The following is a 16,147-nucleotide window of genomic DNA, read 5'->3' on the forward strand; positions in this document are numbered from 1 at the left end:
ACGAGGTACAGTTCTGTTTATGTGTGGCATTTTCAGTAAAGAAGTCCTGAGTAAACACGTTTCGTTGAATACAGCTTCTCTGCCGAACCTTATATTAGTGCCTCAAGCAGTAATGTCTCAGTTTTCTCAGTCAAAATGCCTGCGGGCGAAGTATATACATTAAGGAATTTTGCAAATGGCAAAGATTAAAGGTCAAGTTAAGTGGTTCAACGAGTCTAAAGGTTTTGGTTTCATTACTCCTGCTGACGGCAGCAAAGATGTGTTCGTACACTTCTCTGCAATCCAGGGTAATGGTTTCAAAACTCTGGCCGAAGGTCAGAACGTTGAGTTTGAAATTCAGGACGGTCAGAAAGGTCCGGCTGCAGTTAACGTAACTGCTATCTGATTTCGACACCTCTGAGCTTGAAGCGCCTTGTGCGCATCAATGTCAGCATAAAGCCTCGCCATCGTGCGGGGCTTTTTACTTTCCCCGATATAGCAAATAGCGGTACACTTCCGCCTTTTAGAAATCCCCCCCGGAGTTTGTATGCCTTTCAGTTGCCCGCTCTGCCACATGCCCCTCAGTCGTAGCGACAAATCGTTTGGTTGTCTTTCAGGTCATCAGTTTGATATTGCGAAAGAGGGTTACGTGAATCTGTTGCCGGTGCAGCATAAACGTTCCCGCGATCCGGGCGACAGTGCGGAGATGATGCAGGCACGGCGTGCTTTTCTTGATGCCGGGCACTATCAACCGTTGCAAGAGGCTATTGGCAAGCTGTTGAGCAAAACGATAACCACGGGCGCAGAGGCTGTTCTCGACATTGGCTGCGGGGAAGGGTACTACACGCAAGCATTTGCGCAAATTGCCCAAGAGCCAGGCGCGCAGACCTTTGGTCTTGATGTGTCGAAAGCTGCCATACGTGCCGCAGCGAAACGCTATCCGCAGGTCATGTTTTGTGTCGCTTCCAGCCACCGCCTGCCGTTCGACGATAACAGCTTTGATGCGGTGGTGCGTATCTACGCGCCCTGCAAAGCGCAGGAACTGGCTCGGGTGATTAAACCTGGCGGTGTGGTGATAACAGCCGCACCAGGTCCGCGGCATTTATTGGAACTTAAGGGGCTTATTTATGATGACGTTCAGTTGCATGCTGAGAATTCGGGCGAAATCGACGGTTTTACCGTGACTGAGCAGCAATCCATGGCGTATGAAATGATATTAACGGGACCAGAAGCGGTCGCGTTATTGCAGATGACGCCCTTTGCGTGGCGCGCGAAACCCGAAGTATGGGAAAAATTAGCGGCAAGCGAACGTTTTCACTGCCAGACGGATTTTAGCATTCACTGCTTAAGGCGGGCAGACTAACCGGCAAAGTGGCTCCACAGGATCTCCGTGCCGATGCCAATCAGCACAATTCCCCCAAGGATTTCGGCGCGCTTGCCAAGCAGCGGGCCGATAAAACGGCCAACCATCATGCCCAGTGTCGACATTATCAGCGTGGTGCAGCCGATGGCCAGCGCAGTCATGAGAATATTGACCTGCAGGAAGGCGAGCCCAACGCCAACCGCCATTGCGTCCAGGCTTGTGGCAATGGCGGTGGTGACTAATAACCAGAAACCGTGGCGGGTTGGAGTTTCGCAGCAATCTTCTTCATTGCCACGCAGCCCTTCCACGATCATTCGCCCGCCGAGGAACACTAATAATACAAATGCGACCCAGTGGTTCCACTCAAGGACAAACTGTGTCGTTAGCATGCCCAGGCTCCAGCCAATCAATGGCGTCAGCGTTTCAATCACACCAAAGATGAGGCCGGTACGCAGGGCTTCGCTGAATTTGGGTTTATGTAGGGTTGCTCCCTTGCCGATAGATGCGGCAAAAGCATCCATAGACATGCCAAAAGCGAGAAGTAGGGTGGCGGATAAGTTCATAAGAGCGTCCTGACCGGGAGTTCCATATAACACACCACTGCCCCCAGTAAACAGCAGTCGGTGTGTCAATGGTCTCGCCTGACTGATCAGATTCAGTCCGTACGCGCCACGTTTTGCAACGAGTATGTTGACACGTACATTTCCGGGTGGTGGAAATCGGCTACTCCCCAACGACGGACGCACATTAACATATTTTGAGAATATAAAACAACAACAGAAAAATATAATCCCGTTTACCAGTTGATAACGATTAGCATTAAGATTTATGCGTGAAAATAACGTTAATAAATATAAGTACTTTTAGTCTGCAATATAGCAAAGGCTATAAATTCGTTTATTTTTTACACGAAAATATAGACAAGGCTAAGTTGTAACTTGTTAATTTTTAACAAGAATTTTATATATTCTTTCAAGATCGTCGATATTCCGTACACGTACCAGTAATCGCCGTTGTTCTAATTGCATAACCAGCACACCATCTTCGGATAAATTCATCTCTTTAATGCGGTTATATTCGATCCATACGTTACCAAAGAAAAAACCCTGCTTTTTAAAGATGATTTTCGGGGCGCGGATCCAGAAAAGATAAATTCCGAGCAGTACCAGCGCAAATAATAACCACAGACTTAATGTCGGACCGGCGTTGACCGCATTGTTATAAATGAGGATGACCAGCAGACCGACAAAGATCGCACCATCGGTGCGGCTTCTGCGTAACAGGGGCACACTCAACAGCGTTTCGCCATTGCGGCGGGGCATAATAAACTCATCATACAAAGCAAAAGCCAGCAGGGCGGCAACAGTCAGCAGCAACACGACGTCCGTCATCGTCATTCTTCCTCCGGTAAATAAAAAGGGGGCAACAAAGCCCCCGGTCACAACAGCAGAAATTACAGACCCAGCAGGCCGATGGCGTAGCCCACGATGCCAATGACAAAGAAGCCAACGATGATCCACAGCGGGTTAACTTTCTTACGCAGCAGCCACATACAGGCAAAGGTCAGCAGCAGCGGCACCAGGCCCGGCATTAACTGGTCAAGGATGGTTTGGACCGTCGTAACAGTGGTTTTACCGGTCTGGTCAGTGATCTCCGACACGACCAGCGGAATGTTCACATGCGTCCACTTATTGACCAGCGCCCCCATGACAAACAAGCCGAGGATAGAGGCTCCCTCTGTTAGTTTCTGTAGGAAACCGCCGCCCATATCTTTAACAATGTCGATACCTTTACGGTAACCGTATGCCACGCCGTAATAGCGTGTGGCCAGGCGAACAATGTTAAACAGGAAGAAGAACAGCAGCGGCCCAAGCAGGCTACCGCTCATGGCGATCCCGGCGCCCAGTGCTGCAAACACCGGGCGTACAGTCCCCCAAAAAATCGGATCGCCCACCCCGGCGAGCGGCCCCATCAGACCCACTTTGATGCCGTTAATCGCACCGTCATCGATCTCTGCGCCGTTAGCGCGTTGTTCTTCCATCGCCAGAGTCACGCCCAGTACCGGTGCGGCAACATAAGGATGGGTGTTAAAGAATTCCAGGTGGCGTTTGATTGCCTGCCGACGCGCTTCGTTGTTCTCCGGATAAAGACGTTTTATCGCCGGTACCATAGAGAAACAAAAGCCAAGCGCCTGCATACGTTCAAAGTTCCATGAACCCTGGAACAGGTTAGAACGGAGGAACACACCGCGAATATCGCCTGGAGTGAGTTTTTTCTCAGTCGTTTTAGTCATATCAACCATGTCGCTCACCTGTTAATCCAGTTCGTTGTCGAGATCGTTAGAGGTAGCCGCCGGAGCTGAGCCACCAGCAGAGCGGTTATATTTCGGGCTAAGCTGAATATAGAGGATGGCCATCACCGCACCGATAACACCCAGCGAGACGAGGTTAAAGTTGGTGAAGGCAGCGGTTACAAAGCCGAGGTAGAAGAACGGCATCAGGTAACCTGCACGCATCATATTGATGACCATTGCATACCCGACAACCACAATCATGCCGCCCGCGATATTCAGACCGCTGGTAACCACTTCCGGAATGGCGTTCAGCATGCTCTGTACTTCGCTGGTGCCGACAGAGATAGCCACAATCACCGCCGGAATGGCAATACGCATGGCTTGCAGGAACAGAGAAGAAACGTGGATCCATGACAGCGCGGTCAGGTTACCGCTTTCCGCTGCCTTGTCCGCCGCATGCTGAAAGCCGACGGTGATGGTACGTACGATAATGGTCAGTACCTGGCCTGCCGCCGCCAGTGGAATAGCAAGGGCGATACCCGCGCCAATGCTCTGATGGCCGCCTATAACCAGGATTGTCGAGATAATAGACGCCAGTGCGGCATCCGGAGCAACGGCCGCACCGATGTTCATCCAGCCCAGCGCGATCATTTCCAGAGTACCGCCGATGATGATACCGGTTTTCATATCACCCAGAACGATACCCACCAGCGTACATGCCACCAACGGACGGTGGAACTGGAACTCGTCAAGTATCGACTCCATACCGGCAATACAAGCGACGACAAACACCAGCACAATCTGAAGAGTGGTAATCTCCATTGTACTTCTCCTATAGCTAAATCAGACGTAAGTGTGAAAAATGAGTCAATCAGGTCGTCGCGGTTATTTCGCCACTTTGCTGATCAAATCCATCATTTTCAGTTTCGGATCGTTTGAAACTTTACGGACTTCAAGCTCAATACCGCGTTCGTTAAGTTGCTTGAATGCGGCGATATCTTTCTCGTCCACCGAAACGGCATTGTTCACCTGGGTTTTACCCTGCCGGTAGGCCATGCCACCGATGTTAACGGAGGTCAGTTTTACCCCGTCTTCAACAATACGCAGCACATCGGTGGGATTGGTGAACAACAACATTACGCGCTCACCCGCATATTTCGGGTTGTTGTAGACACGGACCATTTTCGCCACATCAACCACATGCGCGGTTACGCCTGGAGGGGCAACCTGGGTCAATAAGGTTTTACGCACGTTGTCTGCTGCCACTTCATCGCTCACCACAATAATGCGGGTCACGTTCGTCTCTTTGGTCCAGCGGGTCGCCACCTGGCCGTGGATCAGGCGATCGTCGATACGTGCAAGGCCAATAACCATATAATCTTTTGGCCCCATAGGTTTGGCGGGTGTCGCGGGTTTTGCCGCAGCAGGTGCCGGGGCGGGAGCCGGTTTTTCCACGGGTTGTGCTTTCAGGGCTTTCACACCTTCACGGCCTGTTTCCACCGCCAGTGCAACCAGTTCATCGAAGGTTGGGTTGTCATCCCTGGCCATCAGTGTTTCCACCAGCATCGGGATATTAACGCCGGCAATCACCTCGTAATGCTCTTTATCGACGACAATGCGGCTGGCGGCGTTAAACGGGCTGCCACCCCATGTATCAACGAGAAATAGCACGCCTTTGCTGGTTTCCAGTTTTGCCAGCTGTGCGTTGTATTTTTCGATTAACGTTTCCGCATTTTCTCCGGGAACGAAATCAATCCAACCGACGTTTTCCTGCTCGCCCAGCAGCATCTCGGCGGTTTTGAGCAGCTGTTCCGCAGCCCAACCATGTGTGCCTAATACAATAGCAATGGTCACTTGCTACCTCCTTCTTCTTGTCGTAAACACATCGTGCTGGATGTATTGAGAACCTGTCCCGTAGACGGAATCGATTCAGATAAGGGTTAACGAGTACACCTATGACTTCCGTGAATTATTTTAGAGAGCGAAAAAATAATTTATGTGATGAAGATCCTCAATTTAGGTTTACTTTCTGTGAAATTTCGAAGCGCAAAATATCCACACAAACTGCAAAGTCTGGTAAATCTTTGCAAAATGTAAAGTCCCTCTGATATGTTTATCCTCCGTTTAATAAGTCAGGAGTATAGGGCATAAGCCCACAGTATGGACCGTCACCGACGTCAGTTCACCTTCAGGCCTTTCTGTGCCGCGCAATCCGGCGTTTTCCGCCACTTTCCAAATACGTTTGATGTCATCACGCCCGTGCTTAACCGCACGCCGTTTCGCTATTCCTTAAGCAGGAGCTTTGTATGGAATTCCTGATGGATCCCTCTATCTGGGCGGGATTGTTGACACTGGTAGTACTGGAAATCGTTCTTGGTATTGATAACCTGGTTTTTATCGCCATCCTTGCCGACAAACTACCGCCCAAACAGCGTGATAAAGCACGCCTGATTGGCCTGTCGCTGGCGCTGGTGATGCGGCTGGGGCTGTTATCGCTTATCTCATGGATGGTGACGCTCACAAAGCCGCTGTTTTCCATGTGGGATTTCACTTTCTCCGGCCGCGATTTGATCATGCTGTTCGGTGGTGTGTTCCTGCTGTTTAAAGCGACAACAGAACTGCATGAACGGCTGGAAAACCGCGATCATGACAGCGGCCAGGGCAAAGGCTACGCCAGCTTCTGGGTCGTGGTGGTGCAAATCGTTATTCTTGACGCCGTGTTTTCGCTCGATGCGGTGATCACCGCTGTCGGTATGGTAAACCACCTCCCGGTGATGATGGCCGCCGTCGTCATTGCGATGGCGGTGATGTTGCTGGCCTCCAAACCGTTAACGCGCTTCGTCAATCAGCATCCGACGGTAGTTGTGCTCTGTTTGAGCTTCCTGCTGATGATTGGCCTGAGTCTGGTCGCAGAAGGGTTTGGCTTCCATATTCCGAAAGGCTATCTGTACGCTGCTATCGGTTTCTCCATTGTGATTGAGTTCTTTAACCAGGTTGCCCGCCGCAACTTCATTCGCAACCAGTCGCGTCTGCCTCTGCGAGCCCGTACCGCCGATGCCATTCTGCGTTTAATGGGCGGTCGTCGCCAGGCTAATCCGCAAAATGAAGCCGACAGCCAGGCGCCGGTACCGGTACCGGAAGGTGCCTTCGCCGAAGAAGAGCGGTATATGATTAACGGCGTACTGACGCTGGCCTCCCGCTCGCTGCGCAGCATTATGACCCCGCGCGGTGAGATTAGCTGGGTGGATGCGAACCTGAGCGTTGATCAAATTCGCCAGCAACTGCTTTCGTCGCCGCACAGTCTTTTCCCGGTGTGCCGTGGTGAGTTAGATGAAGTGATTGGCATTGTGCGGGCGAAGGAGATCCTGGTTGCGCTGGAAGAGGGTGGCGATGTCGCCGCCATCGCCGCCGCGACCCCGGCAATCGTAGTACCGGAAACGCTGGATCCGATTAAATTGCTGGCGGTACTGCGCCGCGCCCGTGGGAGCTTCGTCATTGTTACGAACGAATTCGGTATGGTGCAGGGGCTGGTTACGCCGCTGGATGTGCTGGAAGCCATCGCCGGTGAGTTCCCGGATGCCGATGAAACCCCGGAAATCGTGGCCGATGGCGATGGCTGGCTGGTAAAAGGCACGACCGATCTGCATGCGCTGCAACACACGCTGGGTCTGGATAATTTGGTGAATGACGTCGAAGATATTGCCACCGTAGCCGGCCTGGTGATCTCCGCCAAAGGGCAGATCCCTCAGCCGGGCGAGACGCTGGAGATGGCGCCGCTGCATATCACCGTGCTTGAAGCCAACGACTACCGTGTTGATTTGGTGCGTGTTGTTAAAGAGCGGCCAATCCACGACGAAGAAGAGTAATCCTTACCCTGGCATGAGCGGCACGATCTGGCCGTTAGGCTGCGCTGGCGGGGTGTTATTCCCCGCCAGCCACGTCGGGAAATCGCCTATCGGCATCGGTTTCGCAAATAAAAAGCCCTGTAAATGATGGACTTCCTGCTGGCGCAAATACTGCGCCTGCTGCGGTTGTTCCACGCCTTCCGCCACCAGTTCGATGTGCAGACGTTGCCCAAGGGCGATAATCATATCGGTCACGGTCGAATTCACCGCATCTGTACCAATCGCTGCAGTATAGGATTTATCAATTTTGAGCACGTCGGGGTTCAGCTTCTCCAGCCACGCGAGGGAACTGTTGCCCGTACCAAAATCATCAATCGCAATTTTCGTCCCTTTTCGGTGCAATTCGCGCACCATACGTGAGTCCACATCCTGCAGGGCATCACGCTCGGTTAGCTCAATGACCAGTTGCTGGTGTGGGCTTTTGCTATACCACAGCTGATTCAAATCTTTGAGCAGTTCGCCATGACGCAAATGGCTCGGCGCCACGTTAATACCGATGTGAAAATTCGGGCTGTCCGGGAACAGCACCAGTTGCCGCTGTGTTTCAATAATGACGTAGCGGGTAAGAGGGGCGATAAGATGATGATCTTCGGCAATGGGGATAAACACTTCCGGAGAAATCCATCCCTGGCGCGGGTTATGCCAGCGTAACAGGATCTCCACACCGGTACACTGCAGGGTTCTGGCATTGACCAGCGGCTGGCAAAACAGTTCGAACTCATGGGCAGCAAGCCCGAGATTGATTTCCCAAGAAAAGCTCATGCGGCTGGCTGTTGCGAACCAGGCAATAAACCCGGTCAATAAGCCGATCATTATCGCCAGTGGCAATTGCGTAGGCAGTTGCCGGAGCGCCAGCTCACTCGCGCCAGGGCCACTAATGTTAACGGCAAACGGAAATATTGCAGACGATTGCTGATAGGTTTTCTCATCCTGCTGTGACGGCAAGGCGACTGTCACGCCAACATCCGGCACCAGATACCGCTCGCCAACGCGCAAAATGACCCGCGTGATGAGTGGTGCCTGCGGTTCAAACATCAGGCTGCTCAGCAGACCGATATTAACCGCTTCCATCACTCCGCTTTGCCCGTCGTTGCTGACCGGATACCAGATAATCATTAACGGTGTGCCTTTTAGTAACGACCGGTCGGTCGTTAACATCATCACTGGCTTATCGTGGGGAAGATCGGGCTGAAGCTGATGCACCGGAATACTGCGGTAACCAAAAATACTGGAACAATAAAGAATGCCTTCCTTAACCAGCGCGATGGCGCGCACCGTTTGCAGGCTGGCCGCCTCTTTACGCAGTTTGGGGTGGGCATCTGCACAGGACGTACCCGCCAGCGTGACCAACTGTTCAGCGGTGGTCGTAAGCGGTTGCAGTAATTTCTCAAGGGATTGTACAGCGTGCTGGGTAAACGCAAGCATCTGCTGCTGGTTTGCGTTGCGCTCCGAAATAAAGCGAAACGAGAGGGTGGCTATCAACGCGACAAAGGCAATGACCACGCAGAAAATGGCGCGTTTTCGTCGATAGCCCTGGATGATCCTTTGCGCTGTTTGCATGCCATGATCGCCTGTCGAAACGCTGGCGTAAGTTCCTTGCCAGAACAGACAAAGTGTAGTGGGGAAATCAATAACCGACGAGAATAGCGGAGATATAGAGTGGAATCGTCGGCCCTGAGGCAATAAAAAACGCCGTTCGACTGAACGGCGTTGGGCAAGCCAGTGGTTAATCGCACTGCACTTTGATCGCCAGTCCGCCGCGGGATGTTTCGCGGTATTTGGCGTTCATATCTTTCCCGGTTTCATACATCGTTTCGATAACCTTATCGAGTGACACACGCGGTGCACTGGTGCGACGCATTGCCATGCGCGAGGCATTAATCGCCTTCACCGATGCGATGGCGTTACGCTCAATGCAGGGAACCTGCACCTGGCCGGCAACCGGGTCGCAGGTCAGTCCGAGGTTATGTTCCATACCAATCTCTGCGGCAACGCACACCTGCTCCGGGCTGGCACCCAGTAATTCGGCCAGACCTGCCGCGGCCATAGAGCAGGCTACGCCGACTTCGCCCTGGCAGCCGACTTCAGCACCGGAAATGGACGCATTCATCTTGTACAAGGCCCCAATTGCGCCGGCAGCAAGGAAATAACGGATATAAATATCCGGGCTGACCGATTCAATAAAGTGATCGTAATAGGCCAGTACGGCCGGGACGATGCCACAGGCGCCATTGGTCGGTGCTGTCACTACGCGCCCGCCAGCGGCGTTCTCTTCATTCACGGCAAGCGCGAACATATTAACCCAGTCGATGACGTTCATCGGATCGTTGGACAGCTTATCGCTCGCTACCAGCATCCGACGCAGTGCAGACGCACGTCTCGGCACACGCAGTGGACCCGGCAGAACCCCTTCGGTATTCATCCCGCGATCGATGCAGGCGCGCATGGTCGCCCAGACGTGACCAAAATAGTCTTCAATCTCTTTTTTCGAGTGCAGCGCCAGCTCGTTCTGCATCACCATGCCGGAAAGCGATAGCCCGGTTTCTTTGCAGTAATCCAGCATTTGCGTGGCGGAGTTAAAGGGGTAGGGCACGCTGACCGAATCCAGCGTCGATTTACCGAAATTCTCTTCATCAACGATAAAGCCGCCGCCGATAGAGTAGTAGGTTTTGCTGTACGTCACCTGCTCGCCGCGCCAGGCGGAGATGCGCATCCCATTTTCATGCAGCGACAGGTTATCGCTGTGAAAGCGCATGCCATCATCCTGCGGGAAGTCGACTTCATGGCGGCCCTGCGCCAGCAGTAAACGCCCCCGGGTTTGCACGTCGCGAATAAAACCGGGAATGGAATCAATATCGACCGTGGCCGGTTCGTTACCCGCCAGCCCCATAATAATGGCGATATCGGTATGGTGGCCTTTCCCGGTAAGGGACAGTGAGCCGTAAACATCCACCGCAATACGCGTGGTGTCTTCCAGCAATCCTTTTTCGACCAGATCATCGACGAACTGCTTACCGGCCTTCATCGGGCCAACAGTGTGGGAAGATGAGGGACCAATCCCCACCTTGAACATGTCGAATATACTAATCACATTAACACTCCTGACAGGGTTACCGGGTTTCCAGTAACGATGTAATAACTGCGCATAGTGTAAGAGGGAAGGTTGCCGTCAGCTTAACTATTCACATGAATTAAACTAATGCGTAACCCTGATTAAACTAATAAAGCGAAGTCGCTCGCAATCTGTCAAAAAGGTGCGTTGTGTAAAGTATAGTCTATGGCAGGCGGCCGATCTGTAACGCCAGTGAGCGGATAATACCCGCCGTCATGCCCCAAACAAAATAATGCTGATACCACGATAACCATACCCGATGTGCATTGCCGTGGCGGTGCACATCCAGCGGGTGATAACGCCCCAAGCGCAGCGCTTCTGCCAGCGGCATTTCAAACACGGCCGCCACTTCATCTTCGCTGGCGCGCCACGGCAAATCTGGCGGGATCACCCCAACAACAGGGGTAACCTGAAAACCAGTCACACTGTCCACCGGTGGCAATACGCCGATTACTTCCACCGCGTCTGGCGGAATAGCGACCTCTTCGTGCGCTTCGCGTAGCGCAGCAGCAATGAGCGAGGCATCGGTACTGTCGACCGCACCGCCGGGAAAGGCGACCTGCCCGGCATGTTTGCGCAATAACGGCGAGCGCTGGGTGAGCAGCAGACCAGGCTGCTCGCGGCGCACCACCGGCACCAGTACGGCCGCCTGGCGTGCGTTGAGGGTGGGCGGATTCAGTTGCGGGCGCAAAAGCTGAAAGCGTGATAAAAAATCGTCCAGAGTTAAAGCCGGTTGTTCCACTCGTCATTTCTCCAGTTGCCGCAGGATACGATTAACCTTATCAAAAGTTTCCTGATATTCCGCCTCTTCCTCACTATCGGCGACGATGCCGCCCCCAGCAGAGCAGTATATTTGCCCCTTGCAGGCGGTCAGCGTGCGAATGGTGATACTGGTGTCCATATTGCCGCAAACGCTGAGATAGCCGATGCTGCCGCACCAGGCATTACGCCGCTGCGGCTCCAGAGCGTCAATGATCTCCATGGCCCGCACTTTGGGCGCGCCGGTAATGGAACCGCCAGGAAATGCGGCACGCAGTAAATCCGTGGCGCGGCGACCGGCGGGCAGGGTCGCGGTCACGGTACTGACCAGATGGTGCACCGCCGGAAACGGTTCAACAACAAACAGTTCCGGTACGCGTACCGTTCCGGGTAAGGCTACCCGACCTATGTCATTGCGCATTAAATCGACAATCATGAGATTTTCCGCGCGATCTTTGGGCGACGTGGCCAGTTTCTGCGCCTGCTGCGCATCCGCCTGCGGATCGGCAAGGCGTGGCAGCGTACCTTTAATAGGCCGTGTCTCGATATGTTCCCCATTAAGACGAATAAAGCGTTCCGGCGACAGGCTGAGGATCGCCCCCTCCGGCAACCGCAGGAAGGCGCTAAACGGGGCGCGATTTTCGCGATTCAGCCGGGTAAAAGCCAGCCATTCATCGCCGTGATAACGGGCCTGAAAGCGTTGGGCAAGATTGACCTGGTAGCAGTCACCGCTGTGCAGCCAGGCCTGCACCTGACGAAACTTTTCACCGTACTGCGCCCGGCTCATATTGGCCCGCCAGGGTGATGTTAAGCAAAACGGTTCCCGCTGCGGCGCACATTGCGCTTGTAACCACGCCAGCCGCGCATGTACATCGCCATGGCTGAGAAGCGTCACGCGCTGGCGCTGGTGATCTACAATCAGTGCCCAGTCATAAATCCCCACCGCCATATCGGGTAAGTCAATATCGCGCAGGGCATGATTGGGAAGTTTCTCAAAACGGCGGCCCAGATCGTAGCCAAAGAGCCCAAGCGCGCCGCCCTGAAACGGCAAATCTGCATCAGGCTGCGCCTGCAGACCACACTCATCAAGCGCGTGTTGTACCCATTGTAGCGGATCGTCATACCGTGTGCGGCCGTCATCGCAGCGGGTGGCCTCGCTGTAAGTAGTGAGGGTTTTTAGCGGATCGGCTACCAGAATATCAAAGCGATTATGCGGGTGATCGGCATGGCCCGAATGTAACAGCATGGCCCAGGGTAGCGGGCTGAGCGGGGCAAAATAGTATTCTGCGGCGTCCTGACGCCACGGTAAGGAAATAACGGCGGGGGATAACGTCTTCATGGGCCCTCATGTGCGTCTTCGACTGGCGAATCGCGCAGACGCATGGAATAATTAGCGCCAACAATTTAGCAGGAGTTAATGATGTTTGCAGGTTTACCTTCGCTCAGTCACGAGCAGCAACAAAAAGCGGTCGAGCGTATTCAGGAGCTGATGGCAGGCGGTATGAGTAGCGGACAGGCCATTGCTCAGGTAGCGGAAGAACTGCGCGCCACCCATACCGGCGAGCGGGTCGTGGCGCGCTTTGAAGATGAAGAAGACGAGTAATTACACCGCCGCGATAATTTTGATTTCGACTTTATAACGCGGGTTCATTAACGTCGCCTGCACCGTGCAACGCACGGGTGCATGGCCAGCCACTACCCACTCATCCCAGGCTTTATTCATTGCGGCAAAGTCAGTGCTGTCTGCCAGAAAGAGGGTGGCGTCAAGAATACGTGATTTATCGCTGCCCTGTTTCTCCAGCACTGCGTCGATTTGCGCCAGTGTGTTCACTGTTTGCGCATAAGCATCGGCATCCAGATTTTCAGGTACGCCAGTGTAATAGAGGGTCTGATTATGAATGACCACATCAGACCAGCGTGCTTCCGCATCGATTCGCACAATCGTCATACTCATTTCCTTTTGATTCTTTTCACAGGCTGGCAAGAGTGCCACATAAACCCGGCTGGCGTAAATCCGCTCACCCTGACATAATCACTGGCGATTTAACCAGGGGGTAGTGTGACCGACGATTTTGCAACAGACGGCAAGCTTGCCGAGGCGATACCGGGATTTAAACCGCGCGAACCGCAGCGCCAGATGGCGCACGCCATCACCGAAGCGATTAACGACACCCGGCCGCTGGTGGTCGAAGCGGGGACCGGTACCGGCAAAACCTACGCCTACCTCGCACCTGCGTTACGTGCCGGAAAGAAAGTGATTATTTCGACCGGCTCCAAAGCCCTGCAGGATCAGCTCTACAGTCGCGATCTGCCTACCGTGGCGAAAGCCCTGGCTTTCACCGGGCGCACTGCGTTATTAAAAGGGCGCTCCAACTATTTATGCATCGAGCGGCTGGAACAACAAGCGCTGGCGGGCGGCGATCTGCCGGTGCAAACGCTGAGCGATGTGATCCTGCTGCGCTCCTGGTCCAATCAAACCACCGACGGTGATATCAGTACCTGCGTTAGCGTGGCGGAAGATTCACAGGCCTGGCCGCTGGTCACCAGTACTAATGACAACTGTCTGGGCAGTGATTGCCCGATGTACAAAGATTGTTTCGTGGTGAAAGCGCGCAAAAAAGCGATGGACGCCGATGTGGTGGTCGTTAACCACCATCTGTTTCTTGCGGATATGGTGGTGAAAGAGAGTGGCTTTGGTGAGCTTATCCCGGAAGCCGAAGTGATGATTTTTGACGAAGCCCACCAGCTTCCGGATATTGCCAGCCAGTATTTCGGCCAGTCGCTCTCCAGTCGACAGTTGCAGGATCTGGCGAAAGATTTCACCATCGCCTATCGCACCGAATTGCGCGATACCGCGCAACTGCAAAAATGCGCCGATCGGCTGGCACAAAGCGCACAAGATTTTCGTCTGCAACTCGGCGAACCGGGGTATCGCGGCAACCTGCGCGAACTGCTGGCGGACGCTAACATTCAGCGCGCGTTGCTGCTGCTCGATGATGCACTCGAACTCTGCTACGACGTGGCGAAACTGTCGCTCGGCCGTTCAGCGTTACTGGACGCTGCCTTTGAGCGTGCCACGCTCTATCGTGCCCGTTTAAAGCGCCTGAAAGAAATCAATCAGCCGGGTTACAGTTACTGGTATGAATGCACATCCCGCCACTTCACGCTGGCCCTGACACCGCTGACAGTAGCGGATAAATTCACCGAAGTGATGGCACAAAAAAAAGGCACCTGGATCTTCACCTCGGCGACGCTGTCGGTGAATGACGATCTGCACCACTTCACCGCCCGTCTGGGTATTGATGATGCGCAGTCGCTGCTGCTACCCAGCCCGTTTGATTATCAACGCCAGGCACTGTTATGCGTGCCGCGTAATTTGCCGCAAACCAACCAACCCGGCGCGGCGCGCCAACTGGCGGCGATGCTACGACCAATCATTGAAGCTAACAACGGTCGCTGCTTTATGCTGTGCACCTCCCACGCCATGATGCGCGATCTTGCCGGGGAGTTCCGGGCGACCATGACTTTGCCGGTACTGTTGCAGGGAGAAACCAGCAAAGGGCAACTGTTGCAGCAGTTTGTTAACGCGGGCAATGCGCTACTGGTCGCCACCAGCAGTTTTTGGGAAGGGGTGGATGTGCGCGGCGATGCGCTATCCCTGGTGATCATTGATAAGCTACCTTTTACCTCGCCCGACGATCCACTGCTAAAAGCGCGCATGGAAGACTGCCGTTTACGCGGCGGCGATCCCTTTGATGAAGTGCAACTTCCCGATGCCGTGATCACCCTCAAGCAGGGCGTCGGGCGTCTGATCCGCGACATTGACGATCGTGGCGTGCTGGTCATTTGCGATAACCGTCTGGTCATGCGTCCTTACGGGGCGGTGTTTTTATCCAGCTTACCGCCCGCGCCCCGCACACGGGATATTCGTCGCGCGGTGCAATTCCTCGCCTCACCACCGGCGCAGTAATTTGCTGCAGACTGTGGTAAGATGCGCGCCATTTTGTTGAAAGTGGACTGCTATACCCATGCGAATTCTGGCTATTGATACCGCCACCGAAGCCTGCTCTGTTGCTCTGTGGAATGATGGTACGACCTTCGCTCACTTCGAACTTTGCCCCCGCGAACACACACAACGCATCCTGCCGCTGGTCAAGGATGTCCTTCTTGATGCCGACCTGTCGCTGACGCAGCTGGATGCGCTGGCGTTTGGCCGTGGGCCGGGAAGCTTTACCGGCGTGCGGATTGGTATTGGCATTGCGCAGGGGCTGGCGCTGGGCGCTGAACTGCCGATGATTGGCGTGTCAACGCTGGCCACGATGGCACAGGGCGCATGGCGTAAAACGGGTGCAACCCGTGTGCTGGCGGCCATTGATGCGCGTATGGGCGAAGTCTACTGGGCGGAATACCAGCGCGATGATCAGGGCATCTGGCAGGGCGAAGAAACCGAAGCCGTTTTGAAGCCGGAGGCGGTGATTGCCCGCCTGCAGCAGCTTGACGGGGAGTGGGCGATGGTGGGCACCGGTTGGGCTGCCTGGCCGGAGATGAGCCAGACTGCCGCGCTTACGTTAACCAACGGCGAAACTGAACTTCCCGCTGCGGAGGATATGTTACCGATTGCGCAGCAGTTATTTGCACAGCAGCGCACGGTGGCGGTTGAACACGCCGAACCGGTTTATTTGCGTAACGAAGTGGCGTGGAAGAAACTTCCTGGCCGGGAATGAATCTCAGTAGTA

Annotated in this window: 17 protein-coding genes, 1 pseudogene and 1 riboswitch; of the genes and pseudogenes, 8 read left to right on the plus strand and 10 right to left on the minus strand. The window is 54.0% G+C overall.

Features of this window, described 5'->3' with window-relative positions; translation table 11 throughout:
* Positions 1–19 precede the first annotated feature (19 nt).
* The 3 genes and pseudogenes from RTX30_RS09460 (at position 20) to rlmA (ending at position 1,342) form a co-directional block, all read left to right on the plus strand.
* Positions 20–163 (plus strand): annotated as a pseudogene (locus tag RTX30_RS09460) (DUF2627 domain-containing protein).
* A 12-nt stretch (positions 164–175) separates the two neighbouring features.
* On the plus strand, positions 176–385 hold the full coding sequence (gene cspE, locus RTX30_RS09465) for a transcription antiterminator/RNA stability regulator CspE (protein ID WP_001062678.1): 210 nt from the start codon (positions 176–178) through the stop codon (positions 383–385).
* Positions 386–526: 141 nt separating this feature from the next.
* Positions 527–1,342, plus strand: coding sequence for a 23S rRNA (guanine(745)-N(1))-methyltransferase (rlmA, locus tag RTX30_RS09470; RefSeq protein WP_312689173.1), 816 nt, complete (start codon positions 527–529; stop codon positions 1,340–1,342).
* Here rlmA and mntP read toward each other — a convergent pair.
* The 5 genes from mntP to manX form a co-directional block, all read right to left on the minus strand.
* Positions 1,339–1,905, minus strand: a complete 567-nt coding sequence (mntP, locus tag RTX30_RS09475; protein ID WP_312689175.1) for a manganese efflux pump MntP — start codon at positions 1,903–1,905, stop codon at positions 1,339–1,341. The genes rlmA and mntP overlap by 4 nt on opposite strands.
* Positions 1,906–1,911: 6 nt before the next feature.
* Positions 1,912–2,086: riboswitch (yybP-ykoY riboswitch) on the minus strand.
* Between the two features lie 197 nt (positions 2,087–2,283).
* A complete protein-coding gene (locus RTX30_RS09480) occupies positions 2,284–2,739 on the minus strand; it encodes a DUF986 family protein (protein WP_312689176.1) in 456 nt (151 codons plus the stop codon).
* A gap of 56 nt (positions 2,740–2,795) precedes the next feature.
* Positions 2,796–3,644 carry a PTS mannose transporter subunit IID gene (locus RTX30_RS09485; RefSeq protein WP_312689177.1) on the minus strand — a complete coding sequence of 283 codons (849 nt, stop codon included), beginning with the start codon at positions 3,642–3,644 and terminating at the stop codon, positions 2,796–2,798.
* A 12-nt stretch (positions 3,645–3,656) separates the two neighbouring features.
* A complete protein-coding gene (locus tag RTX30_RS09490; RefSeq protein ID WP_312689178.1) occupies positions 3,657–4,457 on the minus strand; it encodes a PTS mannose/fructose/sorbose transporter subunit IIC in 801 nt (266 codons plus the stop codon).
* Between the two features lie 63 nt (positions 4,458–4,520).
* Positions 4,521–5,489 (minus strand): PTS mannose transporter subunit IIAB, encoded by a 969-nt coding sequence (manX, locus tag RTX30_RS09495; RefSeq protein WP_312689180.1) that lies wholly within the window; start codon positions 5,487–5,489, stop codon positions 4,521–4,523.
* A gap of 306 nt (positions 5,490–5,795) precedes the next feature.
* Here manX and RTX30_RS22370 point away from each other — a divergent pair, with 306 nt between their 5' ends.
* The gene (locus RTX30_RS22370) at positions 5,796–5,954 is read left to right on the plus strand and encodes a protein YoaL (protein ID WP_409429812.1); all 159 of its coding nucleotides are present in this window, start codon (positions 5,796–5,798) and stop codon (positions 5,952–5,954) included.
* Positions 5,942–7,501 carry a CNNM family cation transport protein YoaE gene (gene yoaE, locus RTX30_RS09500; protein WP_312689182.1) on the plus strand — a complete coding sequence of 520 codons (1,560 nt, stop codon included), beginning with the start codon at positions 5,942–5,944 and terminating at the stop codon, positions 7,499–7,501. The genes RTX30_RS22370 and yoaE overlap by 13 nt, the downstream gene beginning before the upstream one ends.
* Before the next feature lie 3 nt (positions 7,502–7,504).
* On the opposite strand, the gene RTX30_RS09505 is transcribed toward yoaE, so the two are convergent.
* The 4 genes from RTX30_RS09505 to pabB form a co-directional block, all read right to left on the minus strand.
* Complete coding sequence (locus tag RTX30_RS09505; protein WP_312689184.1) at positions 7,505–9,100, minus strand: EAL domain-containing protein; 1,596 nt, start codon at positions 9,098–9,100, stop codon at positions 7,505–7,507.
* Between the two features lie 166 nt (positions 9,101–9,266).
* On the minus strand, positions 9,267–10,631 hold the full coding sequence (gene sdaA, locus RTX30_RS09510; protein WP_312689186.1) for an L-serine ammonia-lyase: 1,365 nt from the start codon (positions 10,629–10,631) through the stop codon (positions 9,267–9,269).
* A 184-nt stretch (positions 10,632–10,815) separates the two neighbouring features.
* Positions 10,816–11,394 (minus strand): CoA pyrophosphatase, encoded by a 579-nt coding sequence (locus RTX30_RS09515; RefSeq protein ID WP_312689188.1) that lies wholly within the window; start codon positions 11,392–11,394, stop codon positions 10,816–10,818.
* Between the two features lie 3 nt (positions 11,395–11,397).
* Positions 11,398–12,750, minus strand: coding sequence for an aminodeoxychorismate synthase component 1 (gene pabB, locus RTX30_RS09520; protein WP_312689190.1), 1,353 nt, complete (start codon positions 12,748–12,750; stop codon positions 11,398–11,400).
* Positions 12,751–12,831: 81 nt separating this feature from the next.
* Between pabB and RTX30_RS09525 the strand changes: the two genes are divergently transcribed.
* Positions 12,832–13,014: a YoaH family protein gene (locus RTX30_RS09525; RefSeq protein ID WP_312689501.1), complete on the plus strand. Its 183-nt coding sequence runs from the start codon at positions 12,832–12,834 to the stop codon at positions 13,012–13,014.
* Here RTX30_RS09525 and RTX30_RS09530 read toward each other — a convergent pair whose 3' ends face one another.
* Positions 13,015–13,359, minus strand: a complete 345-nt coding sequence (locus RTX30_RS09530; RefSeq protein ID WP_312689192.1) for a RidA family protein — start codon at positions 13,357–13,359, stop codon at positions 13,015–13,017.
* 111 nt (positions 13,360–13,470) lie between these two features.
* Between RTX30_RS09530 and RTX30_RS09535 the strand changes: the two genes are divergently transcribed.
* Together RTX30_RS09535 and tsaB are read left to right on the plus strand one after the other, a co-directional pair.
* Complete coding sequence (locus RTX30_RS09535) at positions 13,471–15,381, plus strand: ATP-dependent DNA helicase (RefSeq protein WP_312689194.1); 1,911 nt, start codon at positions 13,471–13,473, stop codon at positions 15,379–15,381.
* Positions 15,382–15,439: 58 nt separating this feature from the next.
* Positions 15,440–16,135, plus strand: a complete 696-nt coding sequence (gene tsaB, locus RTX30_RS09540) for a tRNA (adenosine(37)-N6)-threonylcarbamoyltransferase complex dimerization subunit type 1 TsaB (protein WP_312689196.1) — start codon at positions 15,440–15,442, stop codon at positions 16,133–16,135.
* Positions 16,136–16,147: the final 12 nt, after the last annotated feature.

It is taken from the genome of Kosakonia sp. (assembly GCF_032052965.1).
GTDB lineage: Bacteria > Pseudomonadota > Gammaproteobacteria > Enterobacterales > Enterobacteriaceae > Kosakonia.